Origin of the sequence: Gemmata algarum, from assembly GCF_034097035.1 — a bacterium.
In the GTDB taxonomy this organism is placed as follows: Bacteria; Planctomycetota; Planctomycetia; order Gemmatales; family Gemmataceae; genus Gemmata; species Gemmata algarum.
On record NZ_JAXBLV010000188.1, the window covers coordinates 49,961 to 66,299 of the forward strand.

17 protein-coding genes are annotated in these 16,339 nt (G+C 67.5%); 8 read left to right on the forward strand and 9 right to left on the reverse strand.

The annotated features are described in order from the left end of the window. Positions 1-26: 26 nt before the first annotated feature. Positions 27-1,502: an RNA polymerase sigma factor gene (locus R5W23_RS18280; RefSeq protein ID WP_320687524.1), complete on the forward strand. Its 1,476-nt coding sequence runs from the start codon at positions 27-29 to the stop codon at positions 1,500-1,502. Between the two features lie 139 nt (positions 1,503-1,641). Here the strand turns inward: R5W23_RS18280 and R5W23_RS18285 are convergent, their stop codons facing one another. After that, a complete protein-coding gene (locus R5W23_RS18285; RefSeq protein ID WP_320687525.1) occupies positions 1,642-2,385 on the reverse strand; it encodes a hypothetical protein in 744 nt (247 codons plus the stop codon). Positions 2,386-2,551: 166 nt separating this feature from the next. On the opposite strand from R5W23_RS18285, the gene R5W23_RS18290 reads away from it, so the two are divergent. From R5W23_RS18290 to R5W23_RS18305, 4 genes are all read left to right on the forward strand, one after another. Next, positions 2,552-3,811, forward strand: coding sequence for an RNA polymerase sigma factor (locus R5W23_RS18290; RefSeq protein WP_320687526.1), 1,260 nt, complete (start codon positions 2,552-2,554; stop codon positions 3,809-3,811). Between the two features lie 128 nt (positions 3,812-3,939). Further along, positions 3,940-4,695 (forward strand): YciI family protein, encoded by a 756-nt coding sequence (locus tag R5W23_RS18295; RefSeq protein WP_320687527.1) that lies wholly within the window; start codon positions 3,940-3,942, stop codon positions 4,693-4,695. 114 nt (positions 4,696-4,809) lie between these two features. Next, positions 4,810-5,340, forward strand: coding sequence for a hypothetical protein (locus R5W23_RS18300; RefSeq protein ID WP_320687528.1), 531 nt, complete (start codon positions 4,810-4,812; stop codon positions 5,338-5,340). Positions 5,341-5,596: 256 nt separating this feature from the next. Continuing rightward, a complete protein-coding gene (locus R5W23_RS18305; protein WP_320687529.1) occupies positions 5,597-6,913 on the forward strand; it encodes a peptidylprolyl isomerase in 1,317 nt (438 codons plus the stop codon). A gap of 260 nt (positions 6,914-7,173) precedes the next feature. On the opposite strand, the gene ppdK is transcribed toward R5W23_RS18305, so the two are convergent. Beyond that, on the reverse strand, positions 7,174-9,843 hold the full coding sequence (ppdK, locus tag R5W23_RS18310; protein ID WP_261190302.1) for a pyruvate, phosphate dikinase: 2,670 nt from the start codon (positions 9,841-9,843) through the stop codon (positions 7,174-7,176). A gap of 134 nt (positions 9,844-9,977) precedes the next feature. Here ppdK and R5W23_RS18315 point away from each other — a divergent pair, with 134 nt between their 5' ends. Together R5W23_RS18315 and R5W23_RS18320 are read left to right on the forward strand one after the other, a co-directional pair. Then, the gene (locus R5W23_RS18315) at positions 9,978-10,385 is read left to right on the forward strand and encodes a hypothetical protein (protein ID WP_320687530.1); all 408 of its coding nucleotides are present in this window, start codon (positions 9,978-9,980) and stop codon (positions 10,383-10,385) included. 2 nt (positions 10,386-10,387) lie between these two features. Next, positions 10,388-10,744 (forward strand): hypothetical protein, encoded by a 357-nt coding sequence (locus R5W23_RS18320; RefSeq protein ID WP_261190301.1) that lies wholly within the window; start codon positions 10,388-10,390, stop codon positions 10,742-10,744. Positions 10,745-10,750: 6 nt separating this feature from the next. Here the strand turns inward: R5W23_RS18320 and R5W23_RS18325 are convergent, their stop codons facing one another. The 3 genes from R5W23_RS18325 to R5W23_RS18335 all read right to left on the reverse strand — a co-directional run bounded on the left by R5W23_RS18325 (position 10,751) and on the right by R5W23_RS18335 (position 12,023). After that, positions 10,751-11,404, reverse strand: coding sequence for a hypothetical protein (locus R5W23_RS18325; protein ID WP_261190300.1), 654 nt, complete (start codon positions 11,402-11,404; stop codon positions 10,751-10,753). Between the two features lie 164 nt (positions 11,405-11,568). Continuing rightward, positions 11,569-11,853, reverse strand: a complete 285-nt coding sequence (locus tag R5W23_RS18330) for a TIGR02996 domain-containing protein (RefSeq protein ID WP_320687531.1) — start codon at positions 11,851-11,853, stop codon at positions 11,569-11,571. Beyond that, positions 11,850-12,023, reverse strand: a complete 174-nt coding sequence (locus R5W23_RS18335; RefSeq protein ID WP_320687532.1) for a hypothetical protein — start codon at positions 12,021-12,023, stop codon at positions 11,850-11,852. The genes R5W23_RS18330 and R5W23_RS18335 overlap by 4 nt, the downstream gene beginning before the upstream one ends. A 90-nt stretch (positions 12,024-12,113) precedes the next feature. On the opposite strand from R5W23_RS18335, the gene R5W23_RS18340 reads away from it, so the two are divergent. Beyond that, entirely contained in the window at positions 12,114-12,971 is an 858-nt protein-coding gene (locus R5W23_RS18340) for a DUF429 domain-containing protein (protein WP_320687533.1), read from the forward strand. Between the two features lie 193 nt (positions 12,972-13,164). Here R5W23_RS18340 and R5W23_RS18345 read toward each other — a convergent pair whose 3' ends face one another. The 4 genes from R5W23_RS18345 to R5W23_RS18360 form a co-directional block, all read right to left on the reverse strand. Further along, positions 13,165-14,151 carry a DUF1559 family PulG-like putative transporter gene (locus R5W23_RS18345; RefSeq protein ID WP_407936147.1) on the reverse strand — a complete coding sequence of 329 codons (987 nt, stop codon included), beginning with the start codon at positions 14,149-14,151 and terminating at the stop codon, positions 13,165-13,167. Further along, positions 14,108-14,641, reverse strand: coding sequence for a hypothetical protein (locus R5W23_RS18350; RefSeq protein ID WP_320687534.1), 534 nt, complete (start codon positions 14,639-14,641; stop codon positions 14,108-14,110). The genes R5W23_RS18345 and R5W23_RS18350 overlap by 44 nt, the downstream gene beginning before the upstream one ends. After that, positions 14,638-15,576 (reverse strand): hypothetical protein, encoded by a 939-nt coding sequence (locus R5W23_RS18355; protein WP_320687535.1) that lies wholly within the window; start codon positions 15,574-15,576, stop codon positions 14,638-14,640. The genes R5W23_RS18350 and R5W23_RS18355 overlap by 4 nt, the downstream gene beginning before the upstream one ends. Before the next feature lie 219 nt (positions 15,577-15,795). After that, positions 15,796-16,339: hypothetical protein (locus R5W23_RS18360; RefSeq protein WP_320687536.1), on the reverse strand; the 544-nt coding region annotated here is incomplete at its 5' end.

The following is a 16,339-nucleotide window of genomic DNA, read 5'->3' on the forward strand; positions in this document are numbered from 1 at the left end:
TGTCTTGTGACCGGCCAGGAGCGGCCATGAGCCCGCACAGCATTCACGCCGCCGCCCGCCGGATTGCGGACTCGCGGTCGCGGTCCGACGAGCGCACCGATGCGGAACTGCTCGGCCGGTTCCTTGACGCCCGCGATCAGGCCGCGTTCGCGGAACTGGTCGCGCGGCACGGACCGGCGGTGCTCGCGGTGTGCCGCTCGGTGCTGACCGACCCGAACGACGCCGACGACGCGGCCCAGGCCACGTTCCTGGTGCTCGTCCGGCGGGCTGCGGCCGTGCGCGACCGCGCCGCATTGGGCGCGTGGCTGTGCCGGGTCGCGTGGCGCACCGCCAACCGGCTCCGCACGGACAACGCGCGGCGCAACGGCCGGAACGCGGGCGTCGATCCCGATTCGACCCCGGCCAACGAACCCGGCACCGACGGGCTGGCACTGGCGGCGGTTCTGGACGAGATCGGCAAGCTGCCCGAGGTGTACCGCACCGCGGTGCTGACTTGCTACGCGACTGGAACGTCGACCGCCGAAGCGGCCCGGCAACTCGGGTGGCCGAAGGGCACACTGCTGACGCGCCTCGCGTGGGCGCGGAAGCGGCTCGGCGCTCGGCTCAGCCAGCGGGGCGTCACCCTCGCGGGCGGGCTCGCCGCGGTGCTCACGGGGCGCGTCACGCCGCACGCAGCGGCACGGCTCGCGGGTCGAATCACGCCGACCGCGGCGGCACTCGCCGCCGGCGAGCCGGTGGACAACGGACTGGTGTCGGAACGGGTTCTACCTCTCACGAACGGAGTGGTGCGAGCGATGATCGGAACCAAACTCAAAGCGGCCATCGGGATCGGACTCCTGGCGGCCGTGCTGCTCGGTCTGGGGCTCGGCCGCTCGACGGTCGGCACGGCCGAGGCGAACGCGGGCGACACCAAGAAACCGCTCGCGGCCGACAAGACGGAGCGGGCCGACCGCGGCGCCCCTGCGAAGGCGGACGAGCAGCCGTCGAACGCCGCAGCGACGAACGCCCCGGCCAAGGAACTGACGGTACGCCGGCCGCTCGGGAGCTACACGCGCGAGGTGAAGCCGTTCGGCCGCGCGACGATCACGTTCACCGAGGACCGGCTCCACGTCCACGCCGTCGTGAACATTGAGGACGCGACGCTGACGATCGACGCCGATGCCGACTACAGCATTAATCGTGAGAGCACCGTGTACGGGGTGATTACGGGGGCTGATGTGAGCGGCGCGGGCGACGAGATTGCAGCCGAGGCTATGGTCTACGGGGCTCTCGTGACGGATTTCCCGTTCGCGTTCCGGGTGCGTGTCGAGGACGACGCGATCACCATCAAGGACTTAAAAGCTGGGCCGTTCGGAACGCCGATGCTCATGGAAGTGCTGACCGAGGGCACGGGGTATCAAGAAGAAACGCGGTTTCTGACGACCGCGGTGGCCGGGAAGTACAAATCAGACCCGAACCCGGATCGCAACGCCCCGCCCGTCCAGCGGCCGAAGAAGAAGTGACCGCCCGCTGCGCCCGGCGCCATCTCTGGAAACGGCGCCGGGCGCAGCCGTAACTTCAATCAGATGATCCGTTCGCCGGTGCGAATCGGTCCGGCAAACGCAAACGAAACTCAGCTCCTGACCACAGCGGCCCCCCGCATCACACCAGTATGTCTTTGTTCTCGAACTCGCCCTTCATAACCTTGCGGTACACGTGGGCATTCCCGTCCACGATGCCGTGCGCCTCTTTGACCTTCACGAACGACTCGGCCAGTTGAGCCGACTCGTCCCACGACATCAGCCCGTTCCCCTCCACTTGGCAGAACAGCGAGTGGTCGAAGTCGGCCTTCTCGCCCACCGTTCCGTCGTGGATGTGGACCGTCGGGAAGAACAGCACCCGTTTGTCGGCCCGCGGGAACTCGAACGCCATCGGGTGAACCTTACTGAGGTCCTTCTCGGGCTTCTTCAGTTTGAACACGGCGAACCCGAACTCCTTGTACTGCGGCAGTTTCGCCCACACGCCCTCGGGCAGCCGGAACTTCTCATCAAGACGGGCGAAGTCCTTGACCGCCGGAACGAACGAGGCGATGAAGTCTCCCACTTCCACCACGGGGAGTGCCGCGCCGAGGCCCCCGAGCATCGGCTCCTTTTTCGGCCCGCGCCCCTTCTGAATCGGAAACCCCTTCCGCAGGTCGTCGAAGAACGCTTCGTACTTCTTGAGGCTGATGAACTTCACCGCGTCATCGGCGCTCCCCTTGGGCGTCGGGATCGGCAGGATCATCGCGAGGTCCTGATCGGCCGCGAACTGCATGCTGTACACGAGGAACTGCCGGCCGTCCTTCGACGCGCGGGCGAAGATGTTCGTGTCCGCGACCACGTCGACCGACTTGGAGAAGCAGCACATGAGCGAAGCCCTGGGGTGACGGGAGGTATTAGCATTATCGCACACGCGACGGCCGGTGCAAATCGTCGGGCCGTCCGAAAAGAAGCGGCCTACTGACCTGCCGCGGCCCGCCCCGCCGCAGTATCGTCCCGCTGTCCTCCCGAGCGAACAGCCGAACCCTGACGTGATGGACCAACCAGCACCACCGACCGACATCCGCACGCGAATCGACGCCATTTACCGCGCCGAGGGCCGGCGCGTGTTCGCCTCGCTGGTCCGGCTGGTGCGGGACTTCGATCTGGCCGAAGAGGCGCTGCACGAGGCGTTCGCGGCGGCTGTCGAGAAGTGGGCCGCGGACGGAGTGCCCGACAACCCGCGGGCGTGGCTCGTTTCGACCGGCCGGTTCAAGGTGATCGACGCGCTGCGCCGGCGCGGGCACCTCACCGCCCTTCACTCCGAGCTGGCCCAGCGGGCGGCAGAAGTCGCCGCTGCCAACGCGGTTCGAGCCAGCGAGGACATCGAAGACGACCGGCTGCGACTCGTGTTCGCCTGCTGTCACCCGGCCCTGGACCGGAGCGTTCAAGTGCCGCTCACGCTGCGCGAGGTGTGCGGGCTGACCACCGAGGAGATCGCCGCCGCGTTCCTGACCGCGCCCGCGACGATGGCGCAGCGGTTGGTGCGCGGCAAGGCCAAGATCCGCGACGCCGGCATCCCCATCACGGTTCCCGAAGCGGACCAACTCGCGGAGCGCCTCGAACCCGTGTTGGCGGTGGTGTACCTGGTGTTCAACGAAGGGTACGCCGCGACATCCGGCGCCGCGCTCACCCGCCCGGACCTGTCCGGCGAGGCGGTTCGGCTCGGCCGGCTCGTCGCCGAACTGCTCCCCGATCCCGAGGCCGTCGGCCTGCTCGCGCTCATGCTCCTTCAGGAGTCGCGCCGCCCTGCGCGGGCGACGCCGGAGGGGGATGTCGTTCTTCTGGCCGATCAGGACCGATCACTCTGGAACGCGGCCCTCATCGCCGAGGGGTTGGAGTTGGTCGGGCGGGCGCTGAGCAGCGGTCGCGCCGGGCCGTACACGCTTCAGGCCGCGATCGCTGCTGCGCACGCCCGCGCGCGGACGCCCGAAGCGACCGACTGGAACCACATCGCGCAGCTCTACGACGCCCTCCGCGCGGCCCATCCGTCGCCGGTGGTGGAACTGAACCGGGCCGTTGCGGTTGCGATGCGTGACGGCCCGGCCGCCGGGCTCGCGCTGATCGATGCCATCCTCTCACAGGGCGCACTCGGCACATACCACCTGGCCCACGCCGCCCGCGCAGACTTGCTCCGCCGGCTCGGCGACCGAGCCGCCGCGCGGGCCGCCTACGAGCGCGCCCTGTCGCTCGCGCGACTGGAGCCGGAGCGCCGCTTCCTGATGAGCCGGCTGGCGCAGCTCGAACGGTTCTGACGACCGCTCGCCCAGCTCCCGAGGGTCGGACCGAACGAAATTTCTTCGCCGCTGTCGATTCGTGCCCGGCCCACTCGACTACCGAACGACGAACGCGGACGAGCCGCTTTCGCTCACCGAGAACGCGAATGAAGTACATGCTGCTCGTGTACGGAGCCGAGGACGCCTGGACCGACGCCGAGCGGACGGCCTGTGTCAAAGCGTCACTCGTACTGTGTGACGAACTCGCCGCCCAGGGGCGATACCTGGATGCCGCGCCGCTGCAACCGGCCGCGACGGCCGTTACGGTGCGGGTCCGTGGAGGCGACGTGCTCGTCACCGACGGCCCGTTCGCGGAAACCACCGAGCAACTCGGCGGCTACTTCGTGCTCGACCTCCCCGACCTGGATGAGGCGATTGCGGTCGCGTCCCGGTTGCCCGGGATCGCCCGCAGCACGGTCGAGATCCGCCCGCTGCTCGCGCTCGACGGGCTCCCGCCCTCACAACCGGCCGCGGTGGCGACCGGAACGGGACGCACGCCGTTCATGCTGCTCAGCCACGACGACGAAGCCGCGTGGCGCGCGGCCGGTCCCGAAGCCATGACCGCCGCGATGAGTGAAGCGGCGGCGCTGTGCCGGGAACTGAGCGCCGCAGGCGCGTACCTGAGTGCGTCGCCGCTCCACCCGTCGGACACGGCGACGTGCGTGCGGGTGCGCGACGGCCGGCGCACCGTCACCGACGGCCCGTTCACCGAAGCGCGCGAGGTGCTCGGCGGCTACTACCTGGTGCTGGCCGAATCCGCGTCGGAAGCGGCGGCCGTCGCCGCTCGGCACCCGGGCTTGCGCTTCGGCACGGTCGAAGTGCGCCCGGTCGTGGACCTGTCGAGTCTGCGAAAAAGCATGTGAAAAACACCCGGTGTCGATTCGGGGCGCTCCCGATCGACCACCGGAGTGATGCAGGAAAACGGTCCCGCCCGGTGCGGGGCCGCGGTTCGCCCGTCCCCCTCAGTGGAGTTCGGTATGTTGCAACGGATGTTGACTTGCGGCCTGCTGGTGATCGCCCTCGGCACCGGCGCCCGCGGCGCGGACGCGCCGGCCAAGGCCGCACCGACACACCCCGGGCTGGAGAAGCTCAAAGCGCTGGCCGGCACCTGGGTGGAGGCCGACAAGGACGGCAAGCCGACGGACAAGGTGGTGTCGATCATCAAGGTGACCGCCGGCGGCAGCGCGGTGCAAGAAACCACGTTCCCGGGCCAGCCTCAGGAGATGGTGTCCGTGTACCACCTCGACGGCAGCGACCTGGTGATGACGCACTACTGCGTGCTCGGCAACCAGCCGCGGATGAAGGCCGACCCGAAGTCGCCGGCCAACCAGATCAAGTTCACGTTCGCCGGCGGCAGCAACCTGGACCCGGCCAAGGACATGCACATGCACGAGGCGACGCTCACCTTCGTGGACGCCGACCACGTGGAACTGTCCGGCGTCGCCTGGGTAAACGGCAAGCCGGCCGAGGACCACTGCGGCGGCATGAAGCTGGTGCGCAAGAAGTAAGTTCGCCCACCACGGCCTGCTCTCTGTAAGCCGTCGCGCGTCCCCGGCCCCGTACCGGGGACGCGCTCTTTTCCCCCTTCACCGGTCACGGCGCCGCACGCAGTACGATCCCGCCCCGAAGCGCCGTGCAATCCGGTCCGCAATCACGTATTCTGGCCCCCGCCCTCGCGAGCCCCGCGCGGCTAAGGGAACGCGAACCGGCCGCGCCACAGCGACCGGCAAGCGAACGGCTTCTTCCACACCGAGAGTACGAGCGATGACGCACCCGTTCCGATGCGCCGTGGTGGTTCTGCTGGGGGCACTGGCTGGCCCGGCCGGCGGCGCCGAGCCCGGCCCGATTCCCGACCGCGTGCGCGAGGAGTGGAAGCTCGACCGCTTTTACCAGAAGTACGCCGACGCCGGGGTGCTGGTGGTCGGCTCGGCGAAGGTGTCCGACCACGCGCTGGCCGAGGCGGCCTGGATCGTCGGCCGGATGCTCGACGGGCGCAAAGACGTCCTCGACGCGATGCGCAAGAACCGTGTCCGCGTCGTGGTGATGGCCGCGACCGAGTACACCACCGACGTGCCTGAGCACGCGCGCATGAAGCCGAAGCTGTACTGGGACCGCCGCGCCCGCGGGCTCGGCGCGACCCTCGCCAACCCGGCGGTCAGTTGCGGCGAGGAGAACCTGCTGGGCTACGCCGGCGACCCGTACCCGGGCGAGAACATCTTCGTCCACGAATTCGCCCACGCGATCCACGGCACCGGACTGAGCACAACCGACCCGACCTTCGACAAGCGGCTCCGGGCGGCCTACCAGGCCGCGCTCGACCGCGGGCTGTGGAAGAACACGTACGCCGCCACTAACCACAGCGAGTACTGGGCCGAAGGGGTACAGTGCTGGTTCGACGACAACGCCCCGCCGGACGCGCTGCACAACGAAGTGCGCACCCGCGGGAAGCTCACGGACTACGACCCGGCCCTGGCGGCGCTCTGCAAGGAAGTGTTCGGGAACAAGGACTGGCGGTACCAGCGCCCCGCGAAGCGCAAGCCGGAAGACACCAAGCACCTCGCGGGTTACGACCCCAAGCGGGCGCCGCGGTTCGAATGGCGCGACGCCCCGCTCGGCGCCCGGCCCCGGGCCACGCTCCAGACCGAGGTGGGTGACTTCGACGTCGAACTGGACGCCAAGGTCGCGCCGGAAGCCGCGGCCCTGTTCCTCAAAGCCGCGCTCGAGGGCGGCTACCACAGCGGCGCGTTCGACCGCGCCACGCGGACCGGGCAAACGCCCCCGGCCGGAACGGTCGGCGCGAGTCCGAGCGCCGCGTGGATCGAGCGCACCGCGAAGGGGCCGAAGGTCGAACTCGCGGCGTCGAAGGAGAAGCCCGCGGACGGCACCATCGCGCTGGTGCGCGGCGGCACCGCCCCCGGGGCGTTTGTGGTGTTCGTCGGCGCGCCGCCGGCCGACGGCGCGGGCGACGTGATCCCGTTCGGAAAGGTGGTCAAAGGCGCGGACGTGGTCGCGAAGCTGCTCGCGGCCGAGCGCGACGGCAAGCTGAACGTGGGCGTCCGCCGGGTGATCCGCACCGAGTAGTCCGTTCTCCGGACACACGCAGTGCCGCAGCGAGTGACGGTTTTGAGTGTGGTCCGCTCGCTCCGCGAGCGGTTGCAATATCGTGCAGGGGGCGTTGGATGTCGCGGATCTGATACGCAAAACACCGCTCGCGGAGCGAGCGGGCCACACTCAAAACCACCACCACTTAGCAGGCGGCCTTAACGCAACGACCGCCCGGCCTTTCGGCCGGGCGGTCGCGGTTCACGGTCTCTTCAACTTCGTCCCAGGCTGCGCGTGCGTTACTTGTCGCGCTTGCCGGCCTCGCCGAGCGCGGCCTGCGCCGCCGCGAGGCGGGCGATCGGCACCCGGAACGGCGAGCAGCTCACGTAGTCCATCCCGATCGCGTGGCAGAACACCACGCTGTCCGGGTCGCCGCCGTGCTCGCCGCAGATGCCCACCTTCAGGTGCTGGCTGTGCTTCGCCGTGCGGCTCCCGCGGCCCTTCTGGATGCCGATCTTCATCAGCTCGCCGACGCCGTTGAAGTCGATCGTCTGGAACGGGTCGATCGGCAGGATCTTGTCCCGCAGGTAGGTCGGCATGAACCCCTTGATGTCGTCGCGGCTGAAGCCGAACGTCATCTGGGTCAGGTCGTTGGTCCCGAAGGAGAAGAACTCGGCCTCCTCGGCGATCTTGTCCGCGGCGATGCACGCCCGCGGCAGCTCGATCATGGTGCCGATCTGGTACTCCACCTTCACCCCGGCCTGCTTCATGCACTCCTCGGCCACGGCGATCGCGCGCTTCTTGAGGATCGCCAGCTCCTCGACCACGCCCACGAGCGGGATCATGATCTCGGGCAGCACGCTCTTGCCCTTCTTCTTCACCTCGATGGCGGCCTCGATGATGGCCCGCACCTGCATGTCACCGATTTCCGGGAACACGAGCGGCAGCCGGCACCCGCGGAACCCCATCATCGGGTTCATCTCGTGCAGCTCTTCGACCCGCTCGAAGATCTTCTCGACCGTCGTGCCGGTCTGCTTGGCCACCTCTTCGGCGCCGGCGACGTTGTCCTTCTGCGGGAGGAACTCGTGCAGCGGCGGGTCGAGCAGCCGGATGGTGACCGGCAGCCCGTCCATCACCTCGAACAGCCCGACGAAGTCGGCCTTCTGGAACGGCTCGATCTTGGCGAGCGCCTTGGTGCGGCCCTCCACGTCCGGGGCGAGAATCATCTCGCGGACCGCGGCGATGCGGTCCTTGCCGAAGAACATGTGCTCGGTGCGGCACAGGCCGATCCCCTCGGCCCCGAACTCGCGGGCCTTGGCGGCGTCGGCGGGGGAGTCCGCGTTGGTGCGGATCTTGAGCTTCCGCACCTTGTCCGCCCACGTCATCAGGGTGGCGAAGTCGCCGGTCATCGACGGCGGCACGGTCGGCACCTTGCCGATCATCACGTCGCCGGTGGTGCCGTTGATGGTGACGAACTCGCCGGCCTTCACCACGGTGCCCGCGATGGTGACCGTCTGGGCGGCCTCGTCGATCTTCACGGCCTCGCAGCCCACCACGCACGGCTTGCCCCACCCGCGGGCGACGACCGCCGCGTGGCTGGCCTTGCCGCCGGTGCTGGTCAGGATGCCCTTCGCGAGGTGCATGCCCGCCACGTCCTCGGGCGAGGTCTCCTTGCGGACCAGGAGGATCGGGTCGTTCGGGTGCTTCTCGGCGTGGGCCACGACCGCCTCGGCGGACAGCAGCACCATGCCGCTGGCGGCGCCGGGGCTGGCGGCGATGCCCTGGGCGACCGGCTTGTTCTTGGCCTTCGGGTCGAGCTGCGGCTGGAGCAGGTGGTTCAGCGAGTCCGGGGCCACGCGCTTGACGGCGGTGGTCTCGTCGATGAGCCCCTCCTTGACCATCTCCACGGCGATGCGGACGGCCGCGGTGCCGGTGCGCTTGCCGGTCCGCGTCTGGAGCATGAACAGGACGCCCTCCTGCACCGTGAACTCGATGTCCTGCATCTCCTTGTAGTGCTTCTCGAGGGCCGCGCGGATGCCGACGAGCTGCTCGTACACCTTCGGCATGTCCTCGCCGAGCTTCGAGATCGGCTCGGGGGTGCGGATGCCGGCCACCACGTCCTCGCCCTGGGCGTTGATGAGGTAGTCGCCGTAGAACACGTCCTCGCCGGTGTTCGGGTCGCGGGTGAACGCGACCCCGGTGCCGGACCCGCCGCCCATGTTGCCGAACACCATCGCCTGCACGTTCACCGCGGTGCCCTTGAGCCCGGTGATGCGCTCGATGCGGCGGTACTCGATGGCCTTGTGCCCGTTCCACGAGTTGAACACGGCGTTGATGGCGAGCATCAACTGCTTCTTCGGGTCCTGCGGGAAGTCCTCGCCCACGTCCTTCTTGTAGACGGCCTTGTACCGCTTCACCAGCTCCTTGAGGTCGTCGGCCGAGAGGTCGGTGTCGAGCTTGACCCCCTTGGCCTCCTTCATGGAGTGCAGCTCGTGCTCGAAGTGCTCGTGCTCGAGCCCCATCGCGGTGGAGCCGAACATGTCGATGAGCCGGCGGTAGCTGTCGTAGGCGAACCGGTCGTTGCCGGTCTTCTTGGCGAGCCCCTCGACGCTGGCGTCGGTGAGCCCGAGGTTGAGGATGGTGTTCATCATCCCGGGCATCGAGAGCGCCGCGCCGGAGCGGACGCTGACGAGCAGCGGGTCGGCCGGGTCGCCGAACTTCTTGCCGAACTCCGCCTCGACCTTCTTGAGCGCCTCGTCGATCTGCGGGACGGTGGCGTCGGGGATCTTCTTCCCCTGCTCGTAGTACGCGGCGCAGACCTCGGTGGTGATGGTGAACCCGGGGGGCACCGGGATGCCGATCTTGCACATCTCGGCCAGGTTCGCGCCCTTGCCGCCGAGCAGTTCCTTCATCTTGCCGTCGCCGTCGGCCGTTTTGCCGCCGAACGAGTACACGTACTTCGCGCTCATGTTCTTCCGTGGGAGGAGTGGCCGGCCGCGCGTGCGGCAGCGTGGTTCGCCATTAGGTTTACGGACACATCCGGGGCGCGGCCAAGCGGACGGGGTGTTAGAATGCCTGAGACTCATCGCGAGGAGGAGGGCGCATGCTCCGCACAACGATTCAGACGCGCGACGAGACCACGGGCGTGGAGTTACCAATCTCGGCGGACCTCCGTGAGAAGGTGCGCCGTGCAACCGAATTCCTCGAATCGGAACTCCGCGAGGTCGCCGAAAAGTTCGAGATCGAACTGAGGTGGTGGTTCGTGCCCGAAAGCGGCGGTGACCTGCGACCGGGGTTCGACCTCACGACCCCGAACGTGTCTGGGAACAAGGATATCGGCGTGGTTGCCTGTTCGTTCGATGTCGGCGAGTTGAAGGACGACGATTCCATGCGTCGCGCGCTTCGACAACCGCTGTGGCACTTCAGCCGTGCCCTGTCCGGTGTTCTCAAGGAAGAATTGGCCCGCATCCGCCGCGACCTGACCGCACTCGCAACGGTCGGAGAAGAATAGTCATGCCCGGGAAGTCGCCCACCCAACGGATCGACGACCTGACCGCTCGCGTTCGCGATCTGGAAGCGGCCCTCGACACCTACCAGAAGGTCACGGACCTCGCGCTGAAGACGATCGAAGGTCAGGTGAGCGACCGGGCGAAGGTTGAAGACGAGTTGCGCAACAAGGTGGTCGAATTAGCAGTCAAGAACGCGGCCCTTGAGGAGCGCGCCCGTGGTCAGAAGGAAAGCTGGGAAGAGCGCGCCCGGACTTTGGAAAAGAACGCGGACCGCGGCTGGCAGTTGTGGCTCGCGGCCCTTGGGTTCGGGTTCGGGCTCATCAGCCTACTCGTCACCGCCGCACTTCAGCTCAAGAAGTAGCCCGCGTCACGCCTGAACACCCAACTCCACCCGGCCCAACTCGTCCGGCCCGCCGGCCTGCGCCGCCGCGTCCATCTTGTACATCGCCTGGAGCGTCTTGAACCGGGTGCGGTAGAACTCGGGCATCGACAGTTGGTCCCCTTTGCCGCCCGGGGCGCACCACTCGCGGAGCGTGTTCTGCTCGATCAGGATCACCCGCAGCTTGATCGTCCGCATTCCCTCCTCGTACCGCTCGCACGTGAGGGCGAACAGGAACGTCCCGGTGCGCACCTCCTGTCCCAGGGCCGCTGCCACGAACGTGGCCGGGCACAACTGCGACAGCGCGTTCTTGATCGCCCGGTACGCGTAATCGCGGTCCTCCTTGTCGGCCAACCGGACGAACGGGTCCGGGTCGGTGGTGCGCCGCGCCGCTTGGTCGAGGAGGCCCAGCCCGTGCGCGTTGGGCCACACGTCTGCGGCCATCCGCTCCACCAGCGTGCGCATCATGAGCGTGCCGCCGAACAGGTTCAGGGAGAAGTTCACCTGGGTCAGAAACTCCTTGCGGCGGAACTGCGAGCGCCGGCGCCACCACGCGAGCCCGACCCCCGCCCACGTCGCCACCAGCGCCAGCGTGGCGCCGTACTGCTTGACGAACTCGTACACCGCGGTCAGCAGATCCATACTCGGGCGCTCCACAACCGGACGTGAAGGTGCGACGTTACCCTACACGCCGTAGCGCGCGCCCGCAACCGCCGCAGCCGGTGTGCGGTGCCGGGCGAACCGGGACCGCCGGACGCGTGGCGCGCACTCTGGCCGTGAGATGCGCCCCGTCCGGGGCAAGGACTTTACCGGTCTTCTTCGAGCGGCGGCGCGCCCACCGCCTCTTCGCTGCTCTCATCAAGGTAATCCGCGAACACCAGCCGCGGGGTGTCGTCGTCGGGGCTGGCGAACACGGCCCGCAGAAGCGCCTCGAAGTCGCCCGGGGGCGGCTCGGGCGCGCCGGCCGTCGCACGCAGCTCCGGGTGCTCAACGAGGTGCAGGAGCAGCGCGATTGCGTGCGCGCAGGGGGCCGTGGGGCTCGGGCAGTCGCACCGACAGTTGAGCCGGTCCCAGCCGCGCCGGACCGTCACCTGGTAACCGCCGACCGGGGCGCGACATTCCCCCCACCACCCGCGCCCGTCGGCTCGACCGCCCGGAGCCCGCCCTGCGCCAGCACCTTGCGGGCCGACGGCGCGGCGCGGGGTGCCAGCGCGCGAACGTGTTCCGCCGTCCACACGACATCGAATGGGTGCTGGGGCATGAGTCCGTAACGTGCCTCGCCGAACACGGTCTCGTGTGCGACACTTAATCACACGCCCGCACGGGATGCAACGGAGGAAGCCAGTTGAGGGTGCCCGATTTCGAATCGGCGTGCGGGGTGGACTTCTCCGGCGCGAAGCGGGCCGGGCGGTGCATCTGGGTCGCGCGCCTCACGGTGCCGCGGACCGTGGCACCCCGGCTCGTGTCGCTGGACCGGCTGGACCGGCTGTGCGGCACCGCCGAGCGCGGCGTGTGCCTCGCGGCGCTGGTCGAAATTGTGAACGCGAGCGAAGGCGCCCTGTGGGGCTTCGACTGCCCGTTCGGGCTGCCGGTCGAACTGTTCCCCGAAAACGCGCCGTGGGCGGACCACTTCGCGTTCTTGGCGGAATACGAGGACGCCTACGATTGTGGGCTGGAGTGCATCCGGCGCACACAGGCCATGTCGGCGGCGCTGCACCGCACCGCCTTGCACTGCCGCCGGCAGTCGGACGTGGCCGCGAAGGCCCCGTTCGACGCGTTCCACTACCGGATGATCTACCAGACCTTCTTCGGCATGCGCGACGTGGTCCGGCCGCTGGCCGCGACGCCGGGAACGGCGGTGCTGCCGTTCCAGTACCGCAAGGTGCCGAAGGCGAAGCGGGTCGTGGTGGAGTGCTGCCCGTCGTCGGTGCTGAAGAGGGACGGGCTGCCGCACCAGAACTACAAGCACCCGAGAGGCGGGCCGCTGCCGCGCCGGTGCGTCGCGACCCGGCACGCGATCCTGGGCGGGCTGGCCCGCCGGGTGCGGATCAGCGACCACTTCCGGCGGGTCATCATGCGGAACCCGGGCGGTGACGCGCTGGACGCGGTGATCGCGGCGGTCGGGGCGCTTCGGGGCGTCCGCGAGGCGGACCACAAGGCCCTCGCGGTACACCCGCGGCTCACCCGCGAGGGCTGGATGTACGTGTAGACCGTTTCCCGGCTTTGCACTCGCTCGAATGGCAGTGAGTAGAACAGTCATGAAGATTTGCTACTGCTGCCGCCGCGGGGACCGGGAGACGTGCCTGTGCAAGGGGCCGAGGTACCGCGGGTGCCTGCGGTGCGAGGAGGCGCACTGCGTTGGCTTCCCGCACGCCGAAAGACTCGGCGTGCGGGAAGCCAACTCACTCGGGGACGGCGACCGCCTCGCCACCGGCGCGGGTGGCGAGCGCGGGCATCAGGTCATCAGCACTGTAACCGATGAGTCTGACGCTCCCATCGACAAGCAGAAAGTTCGCACCACCCACGTGGGGGCTCCAAAAGTGAAACATCGAGCACTGCTCCTCGAATCGGCCGACCCCATAGCGGTATGGTCCCGGAGGACAATAGGCGCTCCCGGCGGTCACATTCGTCGCCCGCACGCCGAGGACCATATCCCCATCCCCGTCCTGATCTTGACCCCAGCCAGCGTACCACCAGCCGAACACAAGGTCCGCACTAGGCGGCCGCTCTCCAACGAATAGGGTGTTGCTAGCGCCGTCTTGAACGTCTAACGGGCGAACCGCGGAGCCGCAGAACAGCATACCGTCCCCGCGTTTGGAATGACTACCGGACACGCCGAGATAGGACGTGAACCCTTTGGCAGCGCCTCCGGGCACGGTCTGGGGGACTATTACCCTGGAGTCAGAGTTACAGATTAGAGTCTTGATGACTCTCGACGCACCCGGGTGAGGCGGGTCCGCGAGGAAGTTCGAGTTCCGTCTGTACGCCTCGACCGCCTCGTCCCAAACAGCTTGCTGCTCGATGTACGGCATGAGGTGCAGTTGCCACCCCATGAACGGGTGCTTTGCGTCTGCCGCAGGAGCCACGACACCCGGCGGGAATGCACCTTTCGCTTCCGTGAAAAGGTGAAGAGAGAACCCAACCTGACGCAGGTTATTGGCGCAGAATGACTTCGCGCTTGCCATACGGGCTTTTTGGACGGCACAAACTGTGAGCGCCGCCACAACAGCCACAATAGCCACGGCGACGAGCACTTCGAGGAGCGTGACACCGGGTCGAAGACGGGTACGAGTTGTCGTCACTAAATACCCCTTGCACCTGCGCGGACGGACCGAACTGACGAATTCAAGGCACCGGATCCGTGCTCGTCTCCGGTGGCGGTGGCTCACAGATCCTCCAGTTAATCTGGATCGGAAGCCCCTCTTGCGTCCCGGTACGCCGAACCCGCTCCCACGTCTTCGGGTTTCGATCTACGACATCAAAGGTGTTGCAACCCGCGGTGCAGGGGCCTTTGCCGTCGACCGGCCCGATCAGCGGGATGAAGTTCACCTTCTCGACTTGGCCCATGGCGTTCTTCTTTTCGTTGCAGGCAGACGTATCCTTATCGTACTCGCCGAGGCAGAGGGAAGAATTCCCATCCCCAGAGCGAAAGCAGTTGTTGCACGCCAACTTGTTGAACATCCAGCACGCATCCGTATCTTTGGACGGGTACTCCTGAAACGGGCCGACCTTCGTGCGGCACCAAGAATCGCACGAGACGGGGGCCGGCGGCGGAGCCGGGGCGGCCCGCGCGTCTGGCGGCGCAACGAGGACGAGGAACCCCAGAAGCATCATGCCCAGAGAAAGGCTTGACCCGAGCCGGAGGACGGTGCCGCTCATGAAGAGCCTCCTGAAGTAGACTTGCGAGCGCGAAAGTACCCATACCTGAAACAGACCAACCCGATCAGCCCGCCGACGGTTAAGGCGGCGGCAACCAGCCGCCAGTTTCGCCCCCACCACGAGAGACGCGGGCCACCGCCCGGCTCGGTCGCAAGGAGCACCTCGAACGGCTTGTGCATCTCTCCCGGGGCCACCGCCCGCCGACTGCCGTCCGGCCGGACGACGTACCTCTCGAGCTTTTCACCAGTCGCATCCTCGACAAGCGAGTTGGGCGGGGCCGAAGTGTCAAAAGCCATCGGCTGGATCGAGGCTTCGACCTCGAATTCCGTAACTGTGGCACGCACCGAGAGGGCCACTGTTCCTCCCTTGCGCACGACCGCCGACCAACGCCAACCCGTTGGTGACCAACCGAGCCTGTCGTGGGCCGCGTAGCTGAAGTCGCACTGCATGACGGAGTACGGTCCCGACTCGATAACGCGCTGCGTGCGCATGGGCAAGTAGTTACGAGCCGGATCGACCAACACCTTGGTAGCGTTACCCGGGGCACCAGAGTATGAAAGCTCTACGCACACGGTTTTATCAACAGTCACAGTTCTACCGGTGACATCGAAAGTGCCGATGCCGAAACCTGTGAGGACCGGTTCGGCCGGCCGCAGGGTTAGGAGCGCCGGAAAAGAGAATATCGAGCTCACGTGCGGCGGTCGCGGGCCGGCATCTCGGCTCACGTACAGATACGTCTGATCGTCCTCTAAGTACGCGCCGGTCTTGCCGTCGTATATTGAGCGATAGTTTAGGTCGGCCCAGGATTTATCGCCAACAGAGTACACTTTAGAGCGGTACTCGTACCTGAGCCGCGCGCCGTCAACCAAGAGGCTCGCCGTCTCGGGGTTCGTCACATCAGCGGGCGGCACGACATCCGTCGGCTTGAACAGCATCGGGGCGGACGCTGAGCAACTCCCGCGGGTGTGGAGCACCGATTGGTCCCACGCAAGCCGGCAGTTCTTGAGGGCATCCTGGCGCTTAGCCCAGGCCGCAGCTACCTCTTCCACCCTCGTCTTGTTCGCCTGCCCATATGATTCTTGGGTCGCTGCCGCAGCCAGCCAAAGCACGGCCAAGCGGAATCGCATCGAGAACGCCCTCCCTGAGCACTCCCCTTACGGGACCAAAGACACGTCGAGTGGCATTTCACGCGACATCCCGCCGACGGACACGCGAATGATGAACGACTCTCGCGACACACTGGACAGAGCGGGCTTGGAACCGCTTAGCGAGACCCGATCGCGTGCAACCACCCTTGCCTCTGACTCACCCCCGCCTTGCCGTCGAATGCTCTCGATCGCCAACGGCCGACCCGAGCGAGCGGCGACCAGAACGGTTTCCTCCCAGTTGGCACCCGCCGCCGCCGTAACAACGACAACCGGCGGAGAGAGCTCAACCTCGGGCGCTAGCCGAACCGTGCCACCGACGGTGTGCGAGAACTGTTCGCCTGAGGCCAGCCACCCACTCACCCGCACCCCAAAAGGTGTGGCGCCCGGCGGCAGCGCGGAACAGTCGAGCGAGACGGATACCTTCCTGCCTTCCGGGCTGCTTAACAAGTTGCAACGAACGCTGTGCGGGTTACACGCTACCTCGGTCACTTTGAGCGGTTCCGCCGCGGCGAGATCGAGGGTAAGTGGTCGGCTTTTGACCTCTTCTGAG

Excerpts from the sequence above, each read along its gene's own strand:
- R5W23_RS18315 (WP_320687530.1), top strand. The coding sequence starts at position 9,978 with ATGCTCCGCACAACGATTCAGACGCGCGACGAGACCACGGGCGTGGAG.
- R5W23_RS18305 (WP_320687529.1), top strand. The coding sequence starts at position 5,597 with ATGACGCACCCGTTCCGATGCGCCGTGGTGGTTCTGCTGGGGGCACTG.
- R5W23_RS18320 (WP_261190301.1), top strand. The coding sequence starts at position 10,388 with ATGCCCGGGAAGTCGCCCACCCAACGGATCGACGACCTGACCGCTCGC.
- R5W23_RS18300 (WP_320687528.1), top strand. The coding sequence starts at position 4,810 with ATGTTGCAACGGATGTTGACTTGCGGCCTGCTGGTGATCGCCCTCGGC.
- R5W23_RS18295 (WP_320687527.1), top strand. The coding sequence starts at position 3,940 with ATGAAGTACATGCTGCTCGTGTACGGAGCCGAGGACGCCTGGACCGAC.
- R5W23_RS18280 (WP_320687524.1), top strand. The coding sequence starts at position 27 with ATGAGCCCGCACAGCATTCACGCCGCCGCCCGCCGGATTGCGGACTCG.
- ppdK (WP_261190302.1), bottom strand. The coding sequence starts at position 9,843 with ATGAGCGCGAAGTACGTGTACTCGTTCGGCGGCAAAACGGCCGACGGC.
- R5W23_RS18350 (WP_320687534.1), bottom strand. The coding sequence starts at position 14,641 with ATGAGCGGCACCGTCCTCCGGCTCGGGTCAAGCCTTTCTCTGGGCATG.
- R5W23_RS18285 (WP_320687525.1), bottom strand. The coding sequence starts at position 2,385 with ATGTGCTGCTTCTCCAAGTCGGTCGACGTGGTCGCGGACACGAACATC.
- R5W23_RS18355 (WP_320687535.1), bottom strand. The coding sequence starts at position 15,576 with ATGCTGTTCAAGCCGACGGATGTCGTGCCGCCCGCTGATGTGACGAAC.
- R5W23_RS18290 (WP_320687526.1), top strand. The coding sequence starts at position 2,552 with ATGGACCAACCAGCACCACCGACCGACATCCGCACGCGAATCGACGCC.
- R5W23_RS18325 (WP_261190300.1), bottom strand. The coding sequence starts at position 11,404 with ATGGATCTGCTGACCGCGGTGTACGAGTTCGTCAAGCAGTACGGCGCC.
- R5W23_RS18335 (WP_320687532.1), bottom strand. The coding sequence starts at position 12,023 with ATGCCCCAGCACCCATTCGATGTCGTGTGGACGGCGGAACACGTTCGC.